18 protein-coding genes are annotated in these 18,687 nt (G+C 59.5%); 10 read left to right on the forward strand and 8 right to left on the reverse strand.

The window, feature by feature from the left end:
• Window positions 1-3: 3 nt before the first annotated feature.
• Complete coding sequence (locus IEW18_RS13270) at window positions 4-2,124, reverse strand: alpha-L-arabinofuranosidase family protein (protein WP_188558342.1); 2,121 nt, start codon at window positions 2,122-2,124, stop codon at window positions 4-6.
• A 343-nt stretch (window positions 2,125-2,467) separates the two neighbouring features.
• On the opposite strand from IEW18_RS13270, the gene IEW18_RS13275 reads away from it, so the two are divergent.
• From IEW18_RS13275 to IEW18_RS13300, 6 genes are all read left to right on the forward strand, one after another.
• Window positions 2,468-3,583: a LacI family DNA-binding transcriptional regulator gene (locus IEW18_RS13275; RefSeq protein ID WP_188558343.1), complete on the forward strand. Its 1,116-nt coding sequence runs from the start codon at window positions 2,468-2,470 to the stop codon at window positions 3,581-3,583.
• Between the two features lie 21 nt (window positions 3,584-3,604).
• A complete protein-coding gene (locus IEW18_RS13280; protein ID WP_188558344.1) occupies window positions 3,605-4,315 on the forward strand; it encodes a 3'-5' exonuclease in 711 nt (236 codons plus the stop codon).
• Window positions 4,308-6,212 carry a DUF294 nucleotidyltransferase-like domain-containing protein gene (locus IEW18_RS13285; RefSeq protein WP_188558345.1) on the forward strand — a complete coding sequence of 635 codons (1,905 nt, stop codon included), beginning with the start codon at window positions 4,308-4,310 and terminating at the stop codon, window positions 6,210-6,212. Before IEW18_RS13280 ends, IEW18_RS13285 begins: the two co-directional genes overlap by 8 nt.
• Before the next feature lie 147 nt (window positions 6,213-6,359).
• Complete coding sequence (locus IEW18_RS13290) at window positions 6,360-6,758, forward strand: hypothetical protein (RefSeq protein WP_188558346.1); 399 nt, start codon at window positions 6,360-6,362, stop codon at window positions 6,756-6,758.
• A 262-nt stretch (window positions 6,759-7,020) separates the two neighbouring features.
• Window positions 7,021-7,404, forward strand: a complete 384-nt coding sequence (locus tag IEW18_RS13295; RefSeq protein WP_188558347.1) for an STAS domain-containing protein — start codon at window positions 7,021-7,023, stop codon at window positions 7,402-7,404.
• Between the two features lie 189 nt (window positions 7,405-7,593).
• On the forward strand, window positions 7,594-7,782 hold the full coding sequence (locus IEW18_RS13300) for a hypothetical protein (protein ID WP_229728734.1): 189 nt from the start codon (window positions 7,594-7,596) through the stop codon (window positions 7,780-7,782).
• Window positions 7,783-7,804: 22 nt separating this feature from the next.
• Here the strand turns inward: IEW18_RS13300 and IEW18_RS13305 are convergent, their stop codons facing one another.
• The 6 genes from IEW18_RS13305 to IEW18_RS13330 form a co-directional block, all read right to left on the reverse strand.
• Window positions 7,805-8,215 carry a hypothetical protein gene (locus tag IEW18_RS13305; RefSeq protein ID WP_188558349.1) on the reverse strand — a complete coding sequence of 137 codons (411 nt, stop codon included), beginning with the start codon at window positions 8,213-8,215 and terminating at the stop codon, window positions 7,805-7,807.
• Between the two features lie 269 nt (window positions 8,216-8,484).
• Window positions 8,485-11,043: a DUF5916 domain-containing protein gene (locus tag IEW18_RS13310; protein ID WP_188558350.1), complete on the reverse strand. Its 2,559-nt coding sequence runs from the start codon at window positions 11,041-11,043 to the stop codon at window positions 8,485-8,487.
• 195 nt (window positions 11,044-11,238) lie between these two features.
• Entirely contained in the window at window positions 11,239-12,075 is an 837-nt protein-coding gene (locus IEW18_RS13315; protein WP_188558351.1) for a DUF4097 family beta strand repeat-containing protein, read from the reverse strand.
• The gene (locus IEW18_RS13320) at window positions 12,072-12,965 is read right to left on the reverse strand and encodes a DUF4097 family beta strand repeat-containing protein (protein WP_188558352.1); all 894 of its coding nucleotides are present in this window, start codon (window positions 12,963-12,965) and stop codon (window positions 12,072-12,074) included. The genes IEW18_RS13315 and IEW18_RS13320 overlap by 4 nt, the downstream gene beginning before the upstream one ends.
• Window positions 12,913-13,845: a HEAT repeat domain-containing protein gene (locus tag IEW18_RS13325; protein WP_188558353.1), complete on the reverse strand. Its 933-nt coding sequence runs from the start codon at window positions 13,843-13,845 to the stop codon at window positions 12,913-12,915. Before IEW18_RS13325 ends, IEW18_RS13320 begins: the two co-directional genes overlap by 53 nt.
• A complete protein-coding gene (locus IEW18_RS13330; RefSeq protein WP_188558391.1) occupies window positions 13,820-14,365 on the reverse strand; it encodes an RNA polymerase sigma factor in 546 nt (181 codons plus the stop codon). The genes IEW18_RS13325 and IEW18_RS13330 overlap by 26 nt, the downstream gene beginning before the upstream one ends.
• 602 nt (window positions 14,366-14,967) lie before the next feature.
• Between IEW18_RS13330 and IEW18_RS13335 the strand changes: the two genes are divergently transcribed.
• Both IEW18_RS13335 and IEW18_RS13340 read left to right on the forward strand, forming a co-directional pair.
• On the forward strand, window positions 14,968-15,462 hold the full coding sequence (locus IEW18_RS13335; RefSeq protein WP_188558354.1) for a YciE/YciF ferroxidase family protein: 495 nt from the start codon (window positions 14,968-14,970) through the stop codon (window positions 15,460-15,462).
• A gap of 94 nt (window positions 15,463-15,556) precedes the next feature.
• Window positions 15,557-16,435, forward strand: coding sequence for a cyanophycinase (locus IEW18_RS13340; RefSeq protein WP_188558355.1), 879 nt, complete (start codon window positions 15,557-15,559; stop codon window positions 16,433-16,435).
• Window positions 16,436-16,528: 93 nt separating this feature from the next.
• Here the strand turns inward: IEW18_RS13340 and IEW18_RS13345 are convergent, their stop codons facing one another.
• Window positions 16,529-17,185 carry a response regulator gene (locus tag IEW18_RS13345; protein ID WP_188558356.1) on the reverse strand — a complete coding sequence of 219 codons (657 nt, stop codon included), beginning with the start codon at window positions 17,183-17,185 and terminating at the stop codon, window positions 16,529-16,531.
• Window positions 17,186-17,670: 485 nt separating this feature from the next.
• Here IEW18_RS13345 and IEW18_RS13350 point away from each other — a divergent pair, with 485 nt between their 5' ends.
• Both IEW18_RS13350 and IEW18_RS13355 read left to right on the forward strand, forming a co-directional pair.
• Window positions 17,671-18,027 (forward strand): hypothetical protein, encoded by a 357-nt coding sequence (locus IEW18_RS13350; RefSeq protein ID WP_188558357.1) that lies wholly within the window; start codon window positions 17,671-17,673, stop codon window positions 18,025-18,027.
• Window positions 18,028-18,096: 69 nt separating this feature from the next.
• Complete coding sequence (locus IEW18_RS13355) at window positions 18,097-18,654, forward strand: hypothetical protein (RefSeq protein ID WP_188558358.1); 558 nt, start codon at window positions 18,097-18,099, stop codon at window positions 18,652-18,654.
• Window positions 18,655-18,687: the final 33 nt, after the last annotated feature.

Consider the following 18,687-nt stretch of genomic DNA (forward strand, 5'->3'; position numbering starts at 1 on the left):
TGCTTAGCGCTTACCAGGAATGCGCAGCACCGTGAACGAGTTCGGGGCCAGCGTGTAGGTCACGTTCGAGGAGGAAACCGTGAACGACTCGTTTTTGGGAGCAACGTTCTGGGGCTGGTCCAGGGTATTGACGGCGTTGAGGTCGTTGCTGGCCAACACCGTGGCTTTGCCGGTTTTGCCCAGCTTTTTCACGCCTTGCAGGCTGAGGGTAACCGGCCGGGCCTCGGGCGAGTAGTTTACCAGCTTCACGATGATTTCCCCGGTTTTATCGTCGGCGGTGGCGCTGCTGAACAGGTTTTCGGCCCCGTTCTTGGCGCCCGCCCCGCGCTGCACGGGTAGCATGGTGGTGCCGGGGTTGGTGCTGTACATCTTCTGCACGTAGTAGTTAGGCGTGCCGTAGGCCTTCAGGTTGTCAAACCAGATCAAATCGGGTGTCCACTGCCAGGCATCGACGTGGGCGAAAAGCGGGGCGTAGGAGGCCATAATCACCTTGTCGGCGTTGCGTTCCAGGCCGGTCATGAAGGCCGCTTCCGAAATGGCGCAGTCCCAGCTGTTCTTGTTGTCGGGGCTGCCGATGGCCACGCTCTGGGCGGCGTACTCGCCGGCAAAAATCTTGCTGCCGGTGGTGGGGTAGTTGTCGTAGCGGCCCACGTTCTGGCGGAACCACTCGGGCTTGGCGTAGTAGTGCTCATCAATGACCTCGGCCTTCAGCTCCCGCAGGCGCTCCGTGGCCTTGGTGAACAGCTCGCCGTCGGGGCTCGGCCCGGCGCTGGATACGATGTTGATGTTAGGGTATTTCGCCTTCACGGCTTTCATGAACGGCTCGTAGCGCTCCAGGTACTGGGGCCCCCACTGCTCATTGCCAATCCCGATAAACTTCAGGTTAAACGGGGCGGCGTGACCCATGGCTACGCGCTTCGCGCCCCAGGTAGAGCTAGCCGGGCCGTTGGCAAACTCAATCAAGTCCAGCGCATCCTGAATAAACGTTTCCAGGGTCGGGTCATCCTCGGCGTGGTTATGGGCCGCAGCCGGGGCGTTGGGGCCGCTGCCGCCCGTGGCCGCACTGCTCATTGGAGCCATTTCCGAGGAGTTAAACTGACAGGCCATGCCCACGTTCAGGATGGGTACGGGCTCGGCTCCAATGTCTTCGGAAAGCTGGAAGTACTCGAAAAAGCCCAGCCCGAACGACTGGTAGTAATCGGGAGTGGAGCGGTGCTTGAACTCCATGTTCCAGCGGTTAACCAGCGGTACGCGGGAGGCCAGGTCGCCGATGGACTCCTTCCATTGGTAGCGCTCCGAAAGGGTCCGGCCCTCCACGATGCACCCGCCGGGGAAGCGCAGGAAGCCGGGGTTCATGTCCTTGAGCAGCTGCACCAGGTCGGTGCGCAGGCCGTTTTCGCGCTTATTGTACGTGTCTTTCGGAAACAAGGACACCACGTCAATATCCAGAGTGCCGGCCCCATCCAAGGTGAGCTTCAGCTGGGCCCGGGCCGCCGTGGCAGAAGGCTTCAGCACCACCGTGTACTTTTTCCATTCGTTGGTCAGGCCCGTAAGCTGGGTTTCGGCCAGAACACGGCCCGAAGTAGCCGCCTCCGGCCCCGACCCCGGCCGGCCCTGCTCTTCCAGGGCCACCCGCAGGCCGCTCACGCTACCCGCCCCGCGCCGCAGATACACCGAGAAGGTGTACTCGGCGCCCTGCTTAACGCCCATGCCCCGGAACCCCTCGTTTACCAGGCCCGCATCGGGGCCCGCCTGGGCGGCCGTCAGGCGCGCGAAGTGGTTGTTCGTGGCACTGATGGGCCGGTCGCTTACCACAGTATAGGTTTGCAGGCCCGCCCCGCCCCGGATGGCGTTCCAGCCGATAAAGTGCTGGCCCTGAATCTCAAACGACTTGTTTTTGACCAGCTCTGGGTACAGGCCACCATCGGCGGCAAAGTTGATGTCCTCGAAGAAGAGGCCATACATGGTTTTGGCAATGGGCGCGCCGGGCTTGTTTACCTGAATTGTGAGGGTGTTAGCTGCCGTGGGCTTGGTTTGGGCCAGGGCGGCGGGTAAGCCAAGGGCGCTGCACAAAGCCAGGCCCGTAGCCAGCTGCGCAATACGGGTGGGAGAAGATGTGGGCATAGGAGAAAGGAAAATGAGCGAAATGCGGGTAAGCTGGTGAGGTGACCTTGGCCGCGGGCAGAGCGGCGTAGGTTAAGAATACCGGTGGGGCTTTGGCCGGTAAGGCGAATGGCAACTAGTAGATGGCACAATCGATTGTGTAAAGTAATAAGAAAAACTCAACATGCTGGTGCTTTATTTCACAAATCAGCTTGCGGCCGGATAATCGAGCGCAGAAGAGTTACATTTAAGTCAAGCCACCTATTTCGCTAGCATGACCAGTGGCGGGTTCTTCGGCAGAAGCGGCCCATAAGATTACAAATTCTTCTATCTTTACACAAAGCATTGTGTAGCGCCTTATAGTATGGCTCCCCGAAAAAAGCAAGCCCCGGATTCAACTACCACCAGTCCCGTTTCCATGGCCGACCTGGCCCGGGAGTTGGGCGTGTCCATGACCACCATTTCGCGGGCCCTCAGTGACCACCACAGCATCGGGCCGGCCATGAAACAGAAGGTGCTCAAGCTGGCCAAAAAGTACAACTACCAGCCCAACCGTCTGGCCTCGGCTTTGCGCAAGGGCAAAAGCCAGCTGCTCGGCATTGTGGTGCCCTACATTGAGGGGCGGTTTTTTCCGTCAGTGGTGCACGGCATCGAAACGGCCGCCAGCCGGGCCGGCTATAATGTCATCATCTGCCAGTCGAACGAGGACGTGGCCCAGGAGCGGCGCAACCTGGATATCCTGCTCAGCGCGCAGGTAGCGGGCATTCTGGTGTCACTCTCGCGTACTACCCATGACTTCCGCCACTTTGAAAAGGTGCGTAGCCGGGGCCTGCCGCTGGTGTTTTTCGACCGGATTGTGGAGGGCGACAACGTAAATGCCGTGGTGCTCGACGACCAGGAAGGCGGCTACGTTTCCACCCGCCACCTGCTCAACCAGGGTTGCCGCCGCATTGCCCACCTGGCCGGTCCCCAGCACCTGAACATCTACAAAAACCGCCGCCAGGGCTACCTCGATGCCCTGCGCGAAGCCGGTTTGCCCGAGGATGAAAGCCTGATTCTGTACTCGGATATGGCCCAGGACCAGGGCGCCGAGGGCATGCGCCAGCTGCTGGCCCTGCCCTCGGCGCCCGACGCCGTGTTTGCCGCCGGTGACTACTGCGCCCTCGGGGCCTTGCAGGAAGCCCACCGCCAGGGCCTGCGCGTACCCGAAGACGTGGCCATTGCCGGCTTTAGCAACGAAACATTCACCGTCATTACCCAGCCTCCCATCACCACCATCGACCAACGGTGTGAGGAAATGGGCCAGGCTGCCGTGCGGCTGCTGCTGGAAATAATTGAAGCGGATGGGCGCCCGTTTACGCCCCGCCAAGTGGCCCTGCGGCCGGAGCTGCTGGTGCGCGGCTCCTCCGACCGGCTGCCGGCAGTGCCGGCGGGCCCCCTGCGCGACCCCTCGGCCAAGTTTATCGGCACGCTTGCCTAGCAGCCCGGCCTGCTACCTCTCATGACGGACTATCTACTTTTCCTGGACACGGAAACCACCGGCCTGCCCACCCGCTGGGACCGGCCGCACACCCAGGAGAATGCCTGGCCCAGCGTGGCGCAGGTAGGGTGGGTGGTGTATACCGCGCAGGGCGAGTTTGTGAAGGCCGATCAGGCCTACCTTCAGATTCCGGCCGGTAGTATGCCGGCTGCGGCCATTGCCATTCACGGCCTCACTCCGGAGTTTTTGCAGGCGCAGGGCCAGCCCCCGGAACCCGTATTGCGGCGCCTGCTCCAGGATTTGACTACGTACCAGCCCCGGGTAGTCGGGCATTTTCTGCAGCTTGATTTTCACGTGCTGGGGGCGGCCTTCGCCCGGGTGGGCCTGCCCAATCCGCTACCCAGCCTGCCCCAGTTCTGCACCATGGCCGCCACCTGGCCCCCGCTGCCCGGTGGCCCGGCGCGCCGCCTGCGCCTGCCGGAGCTGCACGAACTGCTGTTCGCCGAGCCCTTGCTGCACCACCACGATGCCTACGTGGACGCCGAAGCCACGGCCCGCTGCTTTTTTGAACTGCGTCGCCGCGGCTTGCTCCCCGAGGAAACCCTGACGGGCCAGCAACCCCTGACCGTGCCCGAAGGTAGGGCCCCGGGCTGGCTGGGTCCCGTGGGCTGGCGGTGGGGGCTGCTGGTGGCAGGTTTGCTTCTGCTTGTATATTGGCTGCTCTATGGATAACCGCCTTGCCTTTCTTCGAACCGTTGCGCCCTTCAACCTGCTGCCCGAAGAGGTGCTGCTGGGGGTAGTAGAGTTACTGCAGGAAGTGCGCCACCCGCGCGAAACGCTGCTGTACCAGCAGGACACGTCCAAGGTGCGCAGCCTCGATATTATCGTGGAGGGCGAGTACGAAACGTTCTTCTACGACAGCCAGCAGCACAAGCGCCTGCCCGAAGTGTACGGCCCCGGCACCTGCTACGGCGGCATGTCCATTCTGCTCAACAAGAAACGCTCCTTGCGCACGGTAGTTGTGCACAAAGGCACGCGCGTACTCCAGCTGGCCCGCCGCGACTTTCGGGCCCTGTGCCAGGCCTACGGACCGTTTTTCCACTACTTCACGGCCCGCTACGGGGAGCGGATGCTCGACGAGGAGTTTGCCCACTTCGTGAAGCCCGTCAGCCCGCCGGAGCAGAACTTTCTGGTGGCCGATCAGCTGTTTTCCCGCCGCATCAGCACCCTAGAAGTGCGCGAGCTGGTGACCTGCCCCGGCAGCGAGCCAATTTATGAAGTAGCCCGGCGCATGGCCGCCGCCAAGGTCAGCTGCCTGTTCGTGACCGATACCGCAACGGGCGCCATCAGCGGCTACTGCACCGACATTACCCTGCGCGACTCCGTTATTGCCCGCCAGCTGGATGCGGCCCGGCCGGTGGCCGAAGTTGCGGCTACGCCGCTGGTTTCTATCTCGCAGGAAGCCTTTGTGTATGAGGCCATTCTGCTGATGTTCCAAACCAAAACCCGCTACCTGCTGGTGGAGCGCGGGGGCGAGTACGTGGGCTTTCTGAGCCGCAACAAGCTGCTCAGCGACCTGGCTCAGTCGCCGTTTATGTTTATCCAGGCCGTGAAGCTGGCCCAGGGCACCCGGGAGCTGAAGCGCCGCTGGGAAATGGTGCCCGACATTGTAAACCAGCTGCTGAGCCGGGGCGTGAAGGCCGACATCGTAAACCAGGTGATTTCCACCGTGGCCGACACCATTGCCCTGAAGGTGATTGAGAATGTGCTTGCCGAGCTAGGCCCGGCGCCGGCCAAGTTCGTGTTTATAGTGCTGGGTAGCGAAGGCCGTCAGGAGCAAACCCTGCTCACGGACCAGGACAACGCCATTATCTACGAGGACAAGGCCAACGAGCAGCGCGAGGTGGTGCGGGCGTACTTCCTGCGCTTTGCTACGGCCGTTTCCGACCAGCTCAACCACATCGGGCTGCACTACTGCTCCGGCGGCTTCATGGCCAAAAACCCCAAGTGGACCCATTCCCTCTCGCACTGGAAGCGCAACTACCACCAGTGGATGAGCGAATCGAACCCCGAAACGGTGATGCAGTTTGCTACCTTCTTCGACTGCCGCTACCTCTACGGCGAGGCCAGCCTGATGCAGGAGCTGCAGGAGTTTTTGCGCCAGGAGCTGGCCCAGCCCCTGGAACGCTTCCTGTTTTTCATGGCCAAAAATGCCCTGCAGTACGAGCCCCCGCTGACGTTCTTTCGCAACATCCGCACCTTTGCTCAGGAGGGCCAGCAGGTGTTTGATTTGAAAAAGGCCATGACCCCAATTGTCGATCTGGTGCGCGTGTACGCCCTGCAGCACCAACTGCGGCCCACCAACACCGGCGAGCGGCTGGCCGGGCTGCAAGAGCAGGGCGTGTTCAATGCCAAGGAAACCCAGGAGCTGCGGCAGGCCTACTACTACCTGATGGGCATGCGCCTGCAAAAACAGGCCCGTCAGATTATCAACGACCGTACCGCCCCCACCAATTACCTGGACCCTACCTCCCTGACGCAGGTGGAACAGGTTACGCTCAAGGAAATATTCAAAGTTATCAGTGATTTTCAACTCAAGATTAAGGTCAGCTTCACCAAAACATTGTAGGAATTTTCCGGCAAATGACGGCATGCAGCCCAGCGTGCCCGGAAAAGGCACTGGCTGGTAATGAACCTGAAAGCCAGGGAATTATACTGGGCTGCCTGCGCGTTAATGAAGCGCTTCGACAGGAAGCGTGGCTATTAGGTACTCCGTATGTCTTTGGTATTATTTGATTCACCGGCTTTCACCATGATGCACAACCAGGAGCAGGGTTGGTTGCACATGGAATTGCGCGGGACGCATACGCAACAGTTGGTTGAGCACCACTGCAAGCTGATGCTAGCCGCCGTGCGTAGCACCCACACCAGAAAAATCCTGAGCGACTCCACTGAGTTACTGGACGGCTGGGCGCATACCACGTCGTGGCTGGGGCAAACTTTCTTCCCCCTGCTGGTTCGGGAGGGCGTAACGGCCGTGGCCCTGCTCAACGCCATGGACTGGCCCGGCCGCCTGTGCCTGCAGGCCATGCTGCGCCATACTGAGCAGCCGGTAGTGCAGCTTTTTGAATTCGATGAAATGATTGCGGCTCAGCAGTGGCTATGCACAAACTAAATTGTGTGAACAGTCAGGGCTGAGCAATGGCATACGTCTGCCAGGCAGAGCGCAGCATCACGGTCACGGTGTTTTGATTCGCTGCCAACAGCTCTTGGTAAGAGGATGTTACGCGCTTATTACCGCTGAGCTGCCCACCCGCCCCGCAACAAATTTGCGTAAAATCCGCAGCCCAAATCCGGGTTTTGACGGGCTTAAATGAGGGACCTAACATCTAGTTTTGCACTGTTTCTTGGAATAGTGTATACTAAAACTACTGTAAGTGCCAGCTCAGACGTTGACTATTCAGTTCGGAGGACCTCCTACTAATCAGGGAATAAGTGTACGCGGCACCTGCACCACCGCGGAAGAGGCGCAGTGCCTGCAAGAGGCTCTGGCCAAGGCCATTGCCCGCGGCAGTGATACGCTCTGGGTTGATTGCCAACAGCTACGTAGTGTTTCCTACGTAGGGCAGCAGGCTATTTTTCAGGCCGAGCAGCAGGCCCGGCTGGCTCACCTTATTATCTACTGGTGCGGCATGTCCAGCGCCCTGATTCAGGAACTCTCGGCCACGGGTCTGTACCTGCTATTGCGCAGCCTGCCCGCTACCCGCTACCAAGGACCGGAATCAGTGCGCCAGGGCAGGGCCACGGTGTTCGAGTGCTAGCCGCGCCGCCCGGCAGCGGGGCTTCTCGGTAGCCTGTTTTTCCGAGTACTGCCAAGGCGCTGGCGAGGGTTTCCTCAGATTCCAGGAGTGATTTTCTTTGCGCCGGGCAATCTGCTTGGGGTAAAGCAAGCGTACGTAGCAGAGCACCATCCTAACTTGCTTATGCATTTTCAGGCGCCTCCTGCCTCCATGCCCGTTGCGGAACAACATGCCTGGGCGAAGCGGTTGCTGCAGGCAGAGTACATTTCCGGCATCAGCCAGGAAGGAACAACGCTGGTGACAGCTGCCACCATGCAACTGCTGCAGCGTTACGTAACCGGCGAGTTTTCCCTACCCGAATTTATTGTCTTACAAACCCAACGACTCCGGGGCTGGTAGCCTCGGAGTCGTTGTTTTATGGCTAGTCGTTCTGCCGAAGCCAAGTGCGCGCCAGCTCTTCCTCCGCGAAGTAGTGAAACAGCGGCGGGTTTGTGCCCAGGGCTTGCCCCACGGCCCGTGCGGCTTGCCGCCCTACCAACTCCTGGCTTTCCACAATGGCGCAGTGGCTGTAGGCGCACTCCTGCACAGCCCGCGGAATCCAGTGCTCCACAATCCATTGCTGCTCAGCCAGGGGGAGGGGCTGGCGCCGGCGCTGGTCGGTGAGCAGTTTGCGCGCCGCATGATGCCGCAGCGCTTGTAGGGTATGCACGTAAATTGACTGTAGCTCCGGAGGGCTAATTGGGGCATCAGACCAGGTGAGCTGCACAAAACCCGCGGGGTCATAGGTGATGCTACCCAGCGGATTACGGTAATACTGCAAAATAGAAGGCATGTAAACGCAGAGCGGAAACAGGGGTGGGCCCGGGCAAGGAGGCGGCCAACGCCCTAAAAGCGCGGCCGCGTACGCTCACCCGGTAGTAGAGCGAAAGTACGCGGCCATGCCACTTAGCCAGTAGTTTTTCGATGAACTGCCCCCGCGGCCAAGCGGCCGGCAGGTAGGCTCCGCGGTTTTCGTGCGTCCGGTTTGGCCAGAAACGGGCCTTGCGGCTTGCTGCGGGAGTGGGCTGGCGGCAGGAGGAGCCCGCGGCCGGGTGCTACCCCTTAGTTACTGCGCCGAAAAGTAAGGTAGTCGAGGTAGTAAAGCACTTTCACCGAGAGGGAGTTATTGTGGGGCGTGTTGATGGTGTTGTTGAAGTTGTTGAAATACTGCGGGGTAGCTTCCTCGGCCAGCAAAAAGGTGGAGCCCGCATTCTTCCAGACGATGCTTACCTGGGAGCCCGGGGCAAACCACCAGGAGTACACCGCATCTACGTTGAAGGCGTTGTAGGTATTGTCGCGGTTGCGGCGGTAGTCCACCAGCGTTTCCTGCCCGTTGGGGCCCAGGCGGGCGAAATCGGCGTAGCGCACGTTGCTGGTGTAATGGCGCGTGCGCAGGGTAAACGACATGCGGTTGGTGAAGGTGTACGCCACCGACACAACGTTGGAAACGGTGGCCACGTCGCGGCGGCCCAGAATGATTTGACCCAGCAGGGGCTGGTCCAGAATTTCAGCGGCGCTCAGGCCCCCGTTCACGTAACCAATCTGGTTGTCGGCCAGACTCCAATCCAGGCTGTAGCGGAAGGTGAGGTGGTCATTGACGCGGTAGCGGGGGTAAAAACCAGCACTGTAGCGCAAGCGCCGCGCGCGGGCCAGGCGCTCATCCAGGCCGTAGAGGCGGCCACCGGCATTCACGCCGTACGCGAATTTGCGGCGGGAATCGGAGTTGACGAATAGCACGATGCCAGCGTTGCCGGGCACGCGCACAAAGTACTCACCCAGCGGGAAGGTCCGGGGCTCGTAAAAGTCGTGGGTGACGGGGCTGGCGTCGAAATCGTACCCTATCTGCAGGAAGCTCTTGGTGAAGGTGGTGTTGAACCCGGTGTAGAAGCTCATGTTCTGGTAGCGGGTGGGCTGGTAGAGCAGCGAGTGGCTTACCTGCCCAAAAAAGGCCATGTTGTTCACCTTCCAGAAGGGTTTGAACTTGCGGTAAGCCACGTCAAAGGACTGCGTGATGTTGTTGTTGCCGAACAGAATGCCCAGGTCGTTGGGGTTGTACGAGGCCGACTCGATGCCGTGGTTTAGGCCCCAGGTGAAGTTGCCGCTGATTTTACCGACGCCCAGCTGGTACTTGTAGCCGTCCTGGTCGTCGATTTCCCGGCTGGAGTTGAAGGCCGTGCCGCGCCGCCGCGAGTACACCAGGCTGCCATCCACGGCGTAGGCGTTTTTCTTGTTGGCAAAGCGAAACAGCCCGCCCGTCACGTTGGCATCGTAGGTGCTACCCCAGCGCGTGACGTTGGTGTTGATGAGGGAAACGTAGGAGTTGTTTTTCAGGCTCTGGTCCAGCACCATGATGTTGTAGTTGCTGAACGGCTGCGTGAGCACGCGGCGCTCCTGGCTGGTTTCATCGTTGCGCACGGTGGCGTACACGTCGTTGCTCAGGGCGTTAAAGAAGCCCACGCCCAGCCCCTGCTTGGTGCGGCCCGACACTTTGGTGGCGTTGAGCAGGCGCGTTTCGGCCGGGTTGCGCACCAGTTTCTCCTTGCTACCCAGCTGCACGCCGTAAAACCCAATGGGCGTAGCCCCCACGCGGCGGGAATAGAACAAGTTGCCCTTGTTGAACAGCTCCGTGCCTTCGGTGAAAAACTGCCGGTTTTCGTTGAATTGCACCTCGAAAGGCGACAAGTTGAGCACTTGGTTGTCGCTCTGCACCTGCCCAAAGTCGGGCACCAATGTAGCGTCCAGCGTGAAGCTTTCGTTGATGCCCCACTTCACGTCGGCCCCACCATTGAAGTTAGTGGTAGTGCGCCGGGTACCTTCCGCGTTCAGCGGATTGTGGTTGACGTAGGCCGAGACGTAGGGCGTAAGCGAGAGGCGTAGCGGGGGCTTGATGTCGCGCACTCCGCGCAGTTCGCCCCACTGGTTCACGAAACCATTGACGGCGGGCTTCACCTCGTTCCAGAAAAACTGGGCGTTGTCGCGCTTGCGCTGGCGGGCAAAGTTCAGGCCCCAGAGCTGCTCCTGGGCATTGCTGAAACGAATGGCCGAGTAGGGAATGCGCAGCTCGGCCACCCAATCGGTGCCGCGCATGCTGGTGCGCGCGTCCCACACGGCGTTCCAGTTGAAATCCTCGCCCCCGGCCGGGGAGTAGCGCGCATCCAGCTGCACCCCGGAGGTGGTAACGGTAAAGTTGTAGCCGTTAAGCTGGTCGTGGTAGGTGTCCAGGAAAACCGAGAAAATGTCGGTGTTGCCGAAATGGTCCCGCTGGGTCATTTCGCGCATGATAGAGTCCTGGGCCACATCGTGCATCACGGCCCCGATGTAGAGGTTGGCGTCATCGTAGAGGATGCGCACTTCCGTTTTTTGCTTTTCCGGCACGCCCGGGTTGGGGCGCTGCTGCACAAAATCACTTGCCACGGGCGCCTGCTGCCACACCGCCTCATCCAGCACCCCATCGAGCTTAATGCCCTCCGTAATGCGCACGGCCTGCAGCTGGCGCTTGGCCGAACCTGTGGCTGCCACGCCGGGGGGAGCCCCCCCTTGGGCCCGGGCCGTTGGGAGGTAGGCGCTTATCCATAGTCCCAGCAACAGCAGGAGAAAACGTGGGGTAAAGAGTTGATACATAGCCAGGAGGGAATTTTACAAGCGGAGGTGGGAAGGGCGAAGGCCGAAAACAACGGGCAATAAGCAAGCTGGCAGCGGCCATAACCGCGCTGGCTTATCCTATGATAGGTTGGGTAGGAGGAACTGGAAGGCTGCGCTGCGAAGGCCGCTCATGCGGGGCCCTGGTTGCAGCCAGCAGCCCCGCGGCCAGGCCACTCACTTCGCCTTGCGGATGTAGATGTTCCCGTTCAGGGTTTTCATCATAAACTCAGCGCCGCCGCCGTTGAGCTTGCCGCTCGTCCAGCTTTCCTGGCTCACGCGGTAGGTGCCGTCTTTGGCGGTGCGGGTAACCTTGGGGGCGCTGTTGTCAACGGCTAGGTCAAAGTCGCTGTATATTTCGCCCCGGTCCGATTTGAGCTTTAAATCCGCCTTGGCCCGGGCGGGCAAGCTCACGTCAATCTTGCCATTGACGCTGGAAAAGGCCATGGGCACGCCGCCGGTAATTTCCCGGAAGGTCGACACAATGTCGCCGTTCACCGTGTTGAGCACGGCTGAGCCGGCTACGTCTTCCAGGCGGATGGAGCCGTTAACATTGGAAATTTCCAGCTCCCCGGCCACGTTCTGCACCGAGATATTGCCGTCGTTAACCGTAGCCAGCTGTAGGGAAAACTGCCGGGGTACTTTAATCACGAAATCCACCGGATTCTGCCACGACTGGGTTTTCAGATACACGTGGTTGTCTTTTTCCTGGGCCGTGACGTCCAGGCCGTTCACCTTGGAGAGGCGGCGCATGCCGTTGGGAGCCGCATCATCGGAGGAGCTGGATTCGCGGCGGTTGCTGGCGCGGTTAGCCACGTCAATCACCACGTCGCGGCCGCTGGTGCCTTCCACCCGAATCGAGCCACCGACCAGTTTCAGGTGCAGCACTCCGGGTTTGCCTGGCGAGCTAAGGGCTACGATAAGTTGTTCTTTACTTGCTTGTTGCGCCGCCAGCGGCCGGGCTCCCGCCAGGACGAGCAGGGCCAGTAGGGTACGAAAAAGAATCTGGTTCATCGGGTTTGCTGTTTGATGGTGACATTGCCGTTGATGGTTTCAAAGCGGAAGTCAGGTCCGCCTTTGCCCAGCCGCACGGCCGTCTCCTTGCTGATTTTGTATTTGATACCCTGGCCGTCGCGCTGCTGGTTTTGCGTCACGCGGGCGGGCAGTACTTCGGCCTTTGGAAAATCGGTGTACATCTCGCCGTGCATGCTCTTAAAGTAGAGGTCGGCCGACACGGTGGCCGGGTAGCTCACCAAGATGTTGCCGTTGATAGTATGGTAGGACGCAGCTTGGGTAGGGGCGGCGGCGTAGCTCACGTCCACGTCGCCGTTCACGGTGTGGGCCAGCGTAGCCTGTTGGGCATTTTTGATGCTAACGGCCCCGTTCACGTTGCGCGCCTGCAGCGGCCCGGTTACGTCCTGCACCTGCACTTTGCCCCCGTTCACCGTCGAGACGCGCACTTCCATACCGGCGGGCACTTTCAGGGTGTAATCAAACTGGTAGCTGTAGCGCGGCCGCTCGTCGTTTTTCCAGTTGTCGCCGAAGCGGTCCGGCTGATTCCGGCGCTTCGGCCGCGAGTCCTGGGGGCCAGCCACGTAGAGCAGCACACTGTCGCCGTGCTGTTCAAAGCCCGGCTGGGCTTCTTTCTGGCCCTGGGCCAGCAGCTCTGCGCTGGGGGCCTTAATGGTTTTGGTGATTTCGACGACCACCGTTTTGCCGCTGTAGCCCTGCACCGTCACGGAGCCGAAAATGTTGTAGAGGGCCAGGGTAGCGCGGCGGGCGTCGCCGGCAAGAGAGAATTCGCGGCTGATTTTTTCCGTGACTTCGCGGTCCTGAGCCTGCAGAGAGCAGCTAGGCAACCACAGCAGCAGGCAAATTAGGCTGAGTATGGGGAGGAGTTTCATGGTGAGTGGAGGAAGTAGAGGGTTGCGGCGCCCGGTCACTGGACAGGGTTTCAATGCTTTGCTCGATTTTGTCTTTTACCTGCTCGTTCAGGTTATCCTGCTGGAGCAGCTTGCGCAGGGGGCGCACCGAGCGGCGCTCCTGCAGCTGCACCATCACATCGGCCAGCGCCGACTGCACCAGGGGCGAATCCTGGAGGGTGAGGGAGCGAACCAACCCTTGCCGTACTATGGGGTCCTGGCTGAGGCCTGCCAGCACTTCCAGCGAAGCCAGCCGCACGTTCACGTTCGGGTCCTGGTTCAGGGTGCTGAGCAGGGCCGCCACTACCCGCTCGTTGGTGGGTGCTACTTCCTCGGCGTAGCTCACGGCCCGCAGCCGCTGTACGGCCGAGGGGTTGTTGAGCAGGGCCAGGACCTGGGTTTGCTGCTTAGTGGCGGCGGCCGGGGCTGGCACTGCGGCGGGCGGGGCCACAGCCGCTACCCCAGACGTCTCGGGGGTACTTTTCAGGCCGTAGCCGACTACCAGCCCCACCAACAGCAGGGCCAGACTGTAGGCCAGCCGCACGGCGTAGGCCGGCTGCCACCAGGCCCGCAGGCGCTCCAGCAGCGTTTCCAGGGACCAGCGCTGCCGCCGGTGCTCCGCGTTCTGGAACTCGGCCAGCAGGGAGTAGAAGCGCGGGCGCAGCTGCTCACTGGGCTCCGGCACGGGCAAGTGGCCCAGGTTGTTCCACAGCGCCTGCACCGTTGCCAGCTCCTGCTGGCAGCCCGGGCACTGGGTCAGGTGGGCTTCTATGGCTTGATGCTCAGCCGCCGGCAGAGTGCCCGCCAGCCAGTCCATCAGCCCTTCTTGTACGCCCTCACAGTTCACGGACTTTGCTTCCATTTTCCAGTTTCAAATAAATATCCTTCAATTGGCAGAGGGCCCGGTGCGCGCGCACCTTCACGGCCCCTACCGTTGTGTCGAGCAGCTGCGCTATCTGCTCGTATTTTAGCTCCTGGAAGCGGCTTAGCACGAGCACTTCCCGCTGGTCGGCGCTGAGTTTGGCCATGGCCCGGTGCAGCAGGGCTACCTCCTGGGTTCGTTGCAGGCTGGCGTCGGCGGTGGGGCCGCCGGCAATTTTCTCGGCCCAGTCGGCTACGTCCTGGTGGTGGAGGGAGGCCTTGTTTTTCTTGGCCGCGTCGGCTAGCACGTTGCGCGCCAAGTGGTACATCCAGGTCCGGAACTCACCCTCCCCGTTAAAGGTGTGCCGGTACTTCAGCATCCGGTAGAACACGTTCTGCACCAAATCCTCGCTGGCCGTGCTGTTGCCGTTGGAGTGGTAAAAAAACGCGAATAGCGCCCGGTGATACCGCTCAAACAGCAGCCCCATCTTATCGACCTGGCCGGCCTTTACCTGCAGCATGAGCGAGTTGTCCGTAAGCGAGTTCAAGCCAGGGGTCGGTAAGATGTGGGAGCGAATTCGGCGGTGGAAACTTCGCCTTTTCGCTAAGGTTACAGCTTGAGTAGAAATATTTTTTCAGAACCGCTCAACGGCCGTTCACAGCGGTACTGGCTCCTGAAGCAAGACCACCTGCCAGCGGTACTGTGAAAGCCAATTTCTCGTCCTCATGTCCGGGGGGTCTCGTTGGTGTGCCATTTCCCGCACTAAGCTTGCCCTGTAGGGCCGGCTCCCGAACGGATTTGCGGTATGCCGTTTTGCTACCCGCTTCTGATGGTAGAAGCCAGCTGGAGCGCCTGACCAAAGTGGGGTAAAACAAGCAAAGAGGCTGGGTGAAATTGGGTATCGGTAAATACTGATTTTAGTCTCCGTATAAACCTCATTACCAGCGAAAGTAACTACAATCAAAACAGTTGATTAACTGGTAATTATTTGATATATAGCTATTTGTCGTAGCTACCAGGGCACGGTGTTTTCGAGCTCGACCTTAACATGAACTTCGGCGCGTCGTATGAAGAGCAGTCAGCTTACTTAGGCTGAGTTTTCTGTTCTTTTATCCCACTACTATGTTCGACAAACTGGAAACCTTAGATGACCTGCTCGAAATGCAGCTCAAAGACCTGTACAGCGCCGAAAACCAACTGGTAAAGGCCCTACCTAAAATGGCCAGCAAAGCCAAAGACGGTCGCCTGCGCCAGGGCTTTGAAACCCACCTCCGTGAAACCGAAAAGCAGGTAGAGCGCCTGGAGCAAATCGGTCAGACCCTGGGCATTGACCTGGATGGCCACACCTGCAAAGCCATGGAAGGCCTGATTGCCGAAGGCCAGGAAACCATGTCGGAGCGGGCCACGGATGAGGTAATGGATGCTGCCCTGATTGCCGCCGCACAACGGATTGAGCACTACGAAATTTCGGGCTATGGCACGGCTGCTCACTATGCGGAGCGCCTGGGCCAGCAGCAGGTAGCCACGCTGCTGCAGCAAACTCTCAGTGAGGAGCAGCATACGGATACCAAACTCAACGAGCTGGCTAAGAATTACATCAACGCCAAAGCCGTCTAACTGCTTTTTCTGGTCCCCTTCTACCGTGATGCCTCAGGCTGCGTTCGTTGCAACGAGCGTAGTCTGAGGCATACTACTTCTCTGCATTACTCCCATGCCTACCAAAAAACGCCCTCTTTCTTCCTGCCCCATACCCAAGGGCAAGCTTCTACTTATTGGCGGCCACGAGCATAAGGGCGATGCCCCGGAGGAAGATGAACACGCAGCACGCAACGTCAACTTTGCGCCGGAAGCTATTTTACGCCGTTTGGCCGAAGAAATAGGTAACCGGGGGCCGCTGGTGGTGGTACCTACTGCATCGGAGGAACCAATTGAAGCGGCCCAGGATTACGTGCGGGTTTTTGAACGTATTGGCGGGCCCGCGGTGGAGGTATTGAACCCCAAAACCCGGACGGAAGCCAACAACGAAGAATTCATTCGGGTGCTGGACTCAGCGGGTGGCGTGCTGTTTACGGGCGGCGACCAGCTGCGCCTTACGGCCCTATTGGGCGGTACCCTGATGCAGCGGTGCCTGCACGAACGGTACTCAAACGAGGAGTTCATAATTGCCGGCACCAGCGCCGGAGCTACGGCCATGAGCACGCCCATGATCTACCAGGGCCGCAACGACGCCGGCTTCCTGAAAGGCGAGATTCACATTACAACGGGCCTGGAGTTGATGCACGACGTGGCCGTGGATACGCACTTTGTGGCCCGCGGCCGTATTGTGCGCATGGCCCAGATTCTGGCAACCAACCCGGCCTGCGTGGGCATGGGCCTGGAGGAAGATACGGCCGTACTCGTGACAGAGGGCCGGGAGCTGGAAGTGTTGGGCAGCGGGCTGGTTATCATCCTGGATGCTCGCTCCTGCAGCTCCACCAACATCCACGAAATAGCTCCGAACACACCCTTCACCATGCGTGGCATTGACTTGCACTTGTTGGCCAGCGGGGAGCGGTACACTCTACCCATTCAGCCCCGACTGTACGCATAACCTAGCTTCTGAGCTGTAAAACGATGGGCCCGGGCTGTTACTGCAACACCAGTAACGGCCCGGGCCCACTTCCCGAAAACGGGTTCCTGGTGGCTAGGCTTCCTTGATCAGGCCATTTTCCATGGCGTATTTGATAAGCGACGCTGTATTTTTTACCTGGGTTTTCTCGATGATATTCTGGCGGTGCGTTTCAATGGTGCGCTTGCTGGTGAAAAGCTTGTCGGCTATTTCGTTGGTGGTGAGTCCTTCGGCAATCAGCTGCAACACCTCCCGCTCCCGGTTCGATAAGTCGCCGGGCTTTTTCAAATGCTCATCACCGAAATTGCCCGTCTGGTTGAGCACTTTCCGCAGCATAAACAAGCCTAGCTTACTGCACAAGTAGGATTTGCCAGCCGCTACGGCATGCAGGGCAGCCACAATTTCCGACTTATCCGCATTTTTCAGCACGTAGCCGTGGGCCCCGGCGTCGAGCACCTGACCGATATTTCGCTCGTGGTTCAACATGGAAAGAATCAGAATGCGCGTATTGGGAAACTCCTCGCGCAGGCGCTGGGTAGTAGCTAAGCCATCCAAGATGGGCATGTTCATGTCCAGCATCACTACATCAACCTGAGTTGTGGGCAGTCGATCCAGCAGTTCCTGCCCGTTGCTGGCTTCGGCCACAATATTTAGGGTAGGCTCCGTGGCCAGGGCAGCGCGTAACCCTTCCCGCACAATAGCGTGGTCGTCAACTAAAAAAATTCGAATCATGCCAGAAGACTGTAAGTGCCAGCCGAACAGGGTAGGAGGTCGGCTAGGGACGGGTAAGAAAGGGAAGAAGCGCCAGGGCTGCGGGAGCAAGCCAAATTAGGCGGGGACAAGACTACGCTATTTATGTCGCAACATCGACTAAAAAAGCATAGTTGCATTCAGCTGATACAGTATACGAATCTGAGGCTGGAAGAATAAAACATTTGCCGGCGTGGCGGAAACAGCCAGGAATTGCTTCCCACAACGCCGTGAAAAACGGTGTCAGGGAGCTAAAAAGCGCTTCCTCCGTATTTATCTCCTCCGTTTTTATTCCAATAAAAACCAGTATTTATTCTTTTTAAATATTTTCATTTCTCCGAAGCCATTGTCCGTATAGCCAAGGGAAATTTTGTGGCTGCTTGGTTTCCAGAAATCCTGACTGCAGGATGGTAAAGTGGGGCAGCTGAACGATTCACTCTGATAATCATACTATGTATAGAGCACGAATGCCCTGGTTAGCGACACTTTTGGTAGGCGGCGCACTAAGCCTAGGAGCTTGTAATGGCGACAAAGACCGCGACGCCAACACCGCCACCAGCCCGGATGCCAGCGGCGACATGGATAGCAACGGCAGTGCCGATATCAATGGCTACCCCGACGCTACCTCGGACTCCATTAGCGCCGTACCGGAGTCGCAGGGCGGCTCTACTACCGCCCACTCCCTGCCCGATGAGACGAAGGGGGCCGGCACTCCGGAGACAACTGCCCCGGTGGGCGGTGTAGGCGGCAATACAACTAGTGGGGGCGGCTCTACCTCGGGCAGTTCAACCGGCTCCACTGGTTCTACTACCGGCGGTCAGTAGGCTCAACTTCCGTACTTCTGTACGGTACCTTTTCAACTTTCTTTTCCCCAACCACACTCTTTCTGCGCTATGAAAAAAGCATCTGTTTTCCTCGGTTCTGCCTTTATTGCCGCCTTCGTTGCCGCAGCTGGCATTGAAGTATCAACGGCTACTCCCACTGCTACTCTGGAGCAAGGCACCACTACGGGTGGCACGGGCGGAGGCAGCACGTCGGGCACGACTACCAGCGGCTCTACTTCGGGCTCCACTACCTCCGGTGGCACCACCAGTGGCTCTACCTCCGGCTCGATGACTTCGGGTAGCTCAACCAGCGGTTCCACTTCCGGCTCCATGACCTCAGGCTCTACCTCGGGTAGCACTACCTCGGGCGGCAGTACCTCAGGTTCCGGCTCCATGACTTCGGGCGGCAGCACCAGCGGTTCTACTTCGGGCTCCGGCTCGATGACCTCTGGTTCCAGCACTTCCGGCCGTTCCAGCCGCTCCGGCGCTGGCTCTACCAAGGCTACCAAAAAGTCCTCTTCGGGCCGTACCACGTCTGGTCGTACCACGTCTGGTCGTACTACCTCAGGCCGCACCACCAGCGGGGGCAGCACGTCGGGCTCTACCAGCGGTAGCACTACCTACTAGGGTCGCCTAAGCTGCCTTTCTTCCGAGCCTGAT

The organism is Hymenobacter glacieicola, from assembly GCF_014640315.1.
GTDB classification, from domain to species: Bacteria; Bacteroidota; Bacteroidia; order Cytophagales; family Hymenobacteraceae; genus Hymenobacter; species Hymenobacter glacieicola.

Bases quoted from the DNA above. Each gene is read 5' to 3' on its own strand.
- IEW18_RS13270 (WP_188558342.1), bottom strand. From the start codon at position 2,124: ATGCCCACATCTTCTCCCACCCGTATTGCGCAGCTGGCTACGGGCCTG.
- IEW18_RS13275 (WP_188558343.1), top strand. From the start codon at position 2,468: ATGGCTCCCCGAAAAAAGCAAGCCCCGGATTCAACTACCACCAGTCCC.
- IEW18_RS13280 (WP_188558344.1), top strand. From the start codon at position 3,605: ATGACGGACTATCTACTTTTCCTGGACACGGAAACCACCGGCCTGCCC.
- IEW18_RS13285 (WP_188558345.1), top strand. From the start codon at position 4,308: ATGGATAACCGCCTTGCCTTTCTTCGAACCGTTGCGCCCTTCAACCTG.
- IEW18_RS13290 (WP_188558346.1), top strand. From the start codon at position 6,360: ATGTCTTTGGTATTATTTGATTCACCGGCTTTCACCATGATGCACAAC.
- IEW18_RS13300 (WP_229728734.1), top strand. From the start codon at position 7,594: ATGCCCGTTGCGGAACAACATGCCTGGGCGAAGCGGTTGCTGCAGGCA.
- IEW18_RS13305 (WP_188558349.1), bottom strand. From the start codon at position 8,215: ATGCCTTCTATTTTGCAGTATTACCGTAATCCGCTGGGTAGCATCACC.
- IEW18_RS13310 (WP_188558350.1), bottom strand. From the start codon at position 11,043: ATGTATCAACTCTTTACCCCACGTTTTCTCCTGCTGTTGCTGGGACTA.
- IEW18_RS13315 (WP_188558351.1), bottom strand. From the start codon at position 12,075: ATGAACCAGATTCTTTTTCGTACCCTACTGGCCCTGCTCGTCCTGGCG.
- IEW18_RS13320 (WP_188558352.1), bottom strand. From the start codon at position 12,965: ATGAAACTCCTCCCCATACTCAGCCTAATTTGCCTGCTGCTGTGGTTG.
- IEW18_RS13325 (WP_188558353.1), bottom strand. From the start codon at position 13,845: ATGGAAGCAAAGTCCGTGAACTGTGAGGGCGTACAAGAAGGGCTGATG.
- IEW18_RS13330 (WP_188558391.1), bottom strand. From the start codon at position 14,365: ATGCTGCAGGTAAAGGCCGGCCAGGTCGATAAGATGGGGCTGCTGTTT.
- IEW18_RS13335 (WP_188558354.1), top strand. From the start codon at position 14,968: ATGTTCGACAAACTGGAAACCTTAGATGACCTGCTCGAAATGCAGCTC.
- IEW18_RS13340 (WP_188558355.1), top strand. From the start codon at position 15,557: ATGCCTACCAAAAAACGCCCTCTTTCTTCCTGCCCCATACCCAAGGGC.
- IEW18_RS13345 (WP_188558356.1), bottom strand. From the start codon at position 17,185: ATGATTCGAATTTTTTTAGTTGACGACCACGCTATTGTGCGGGAAGGG.
- IEW18_RS13350 (WP_188558357.1), top strand. From the start codon at position 17,671: ATGCCCTGGTTAGCGACACTTTTGGTAGGCGGCGCACTAAGCCTAGGA.
- IEW18_RS13355 (WP_188558358.1), top strand. From the start codon at position 18,097: ATGAAAAAAGCATCTGTTTTCCTCGGTTCTGCCTTTATTGCCGCCTTC.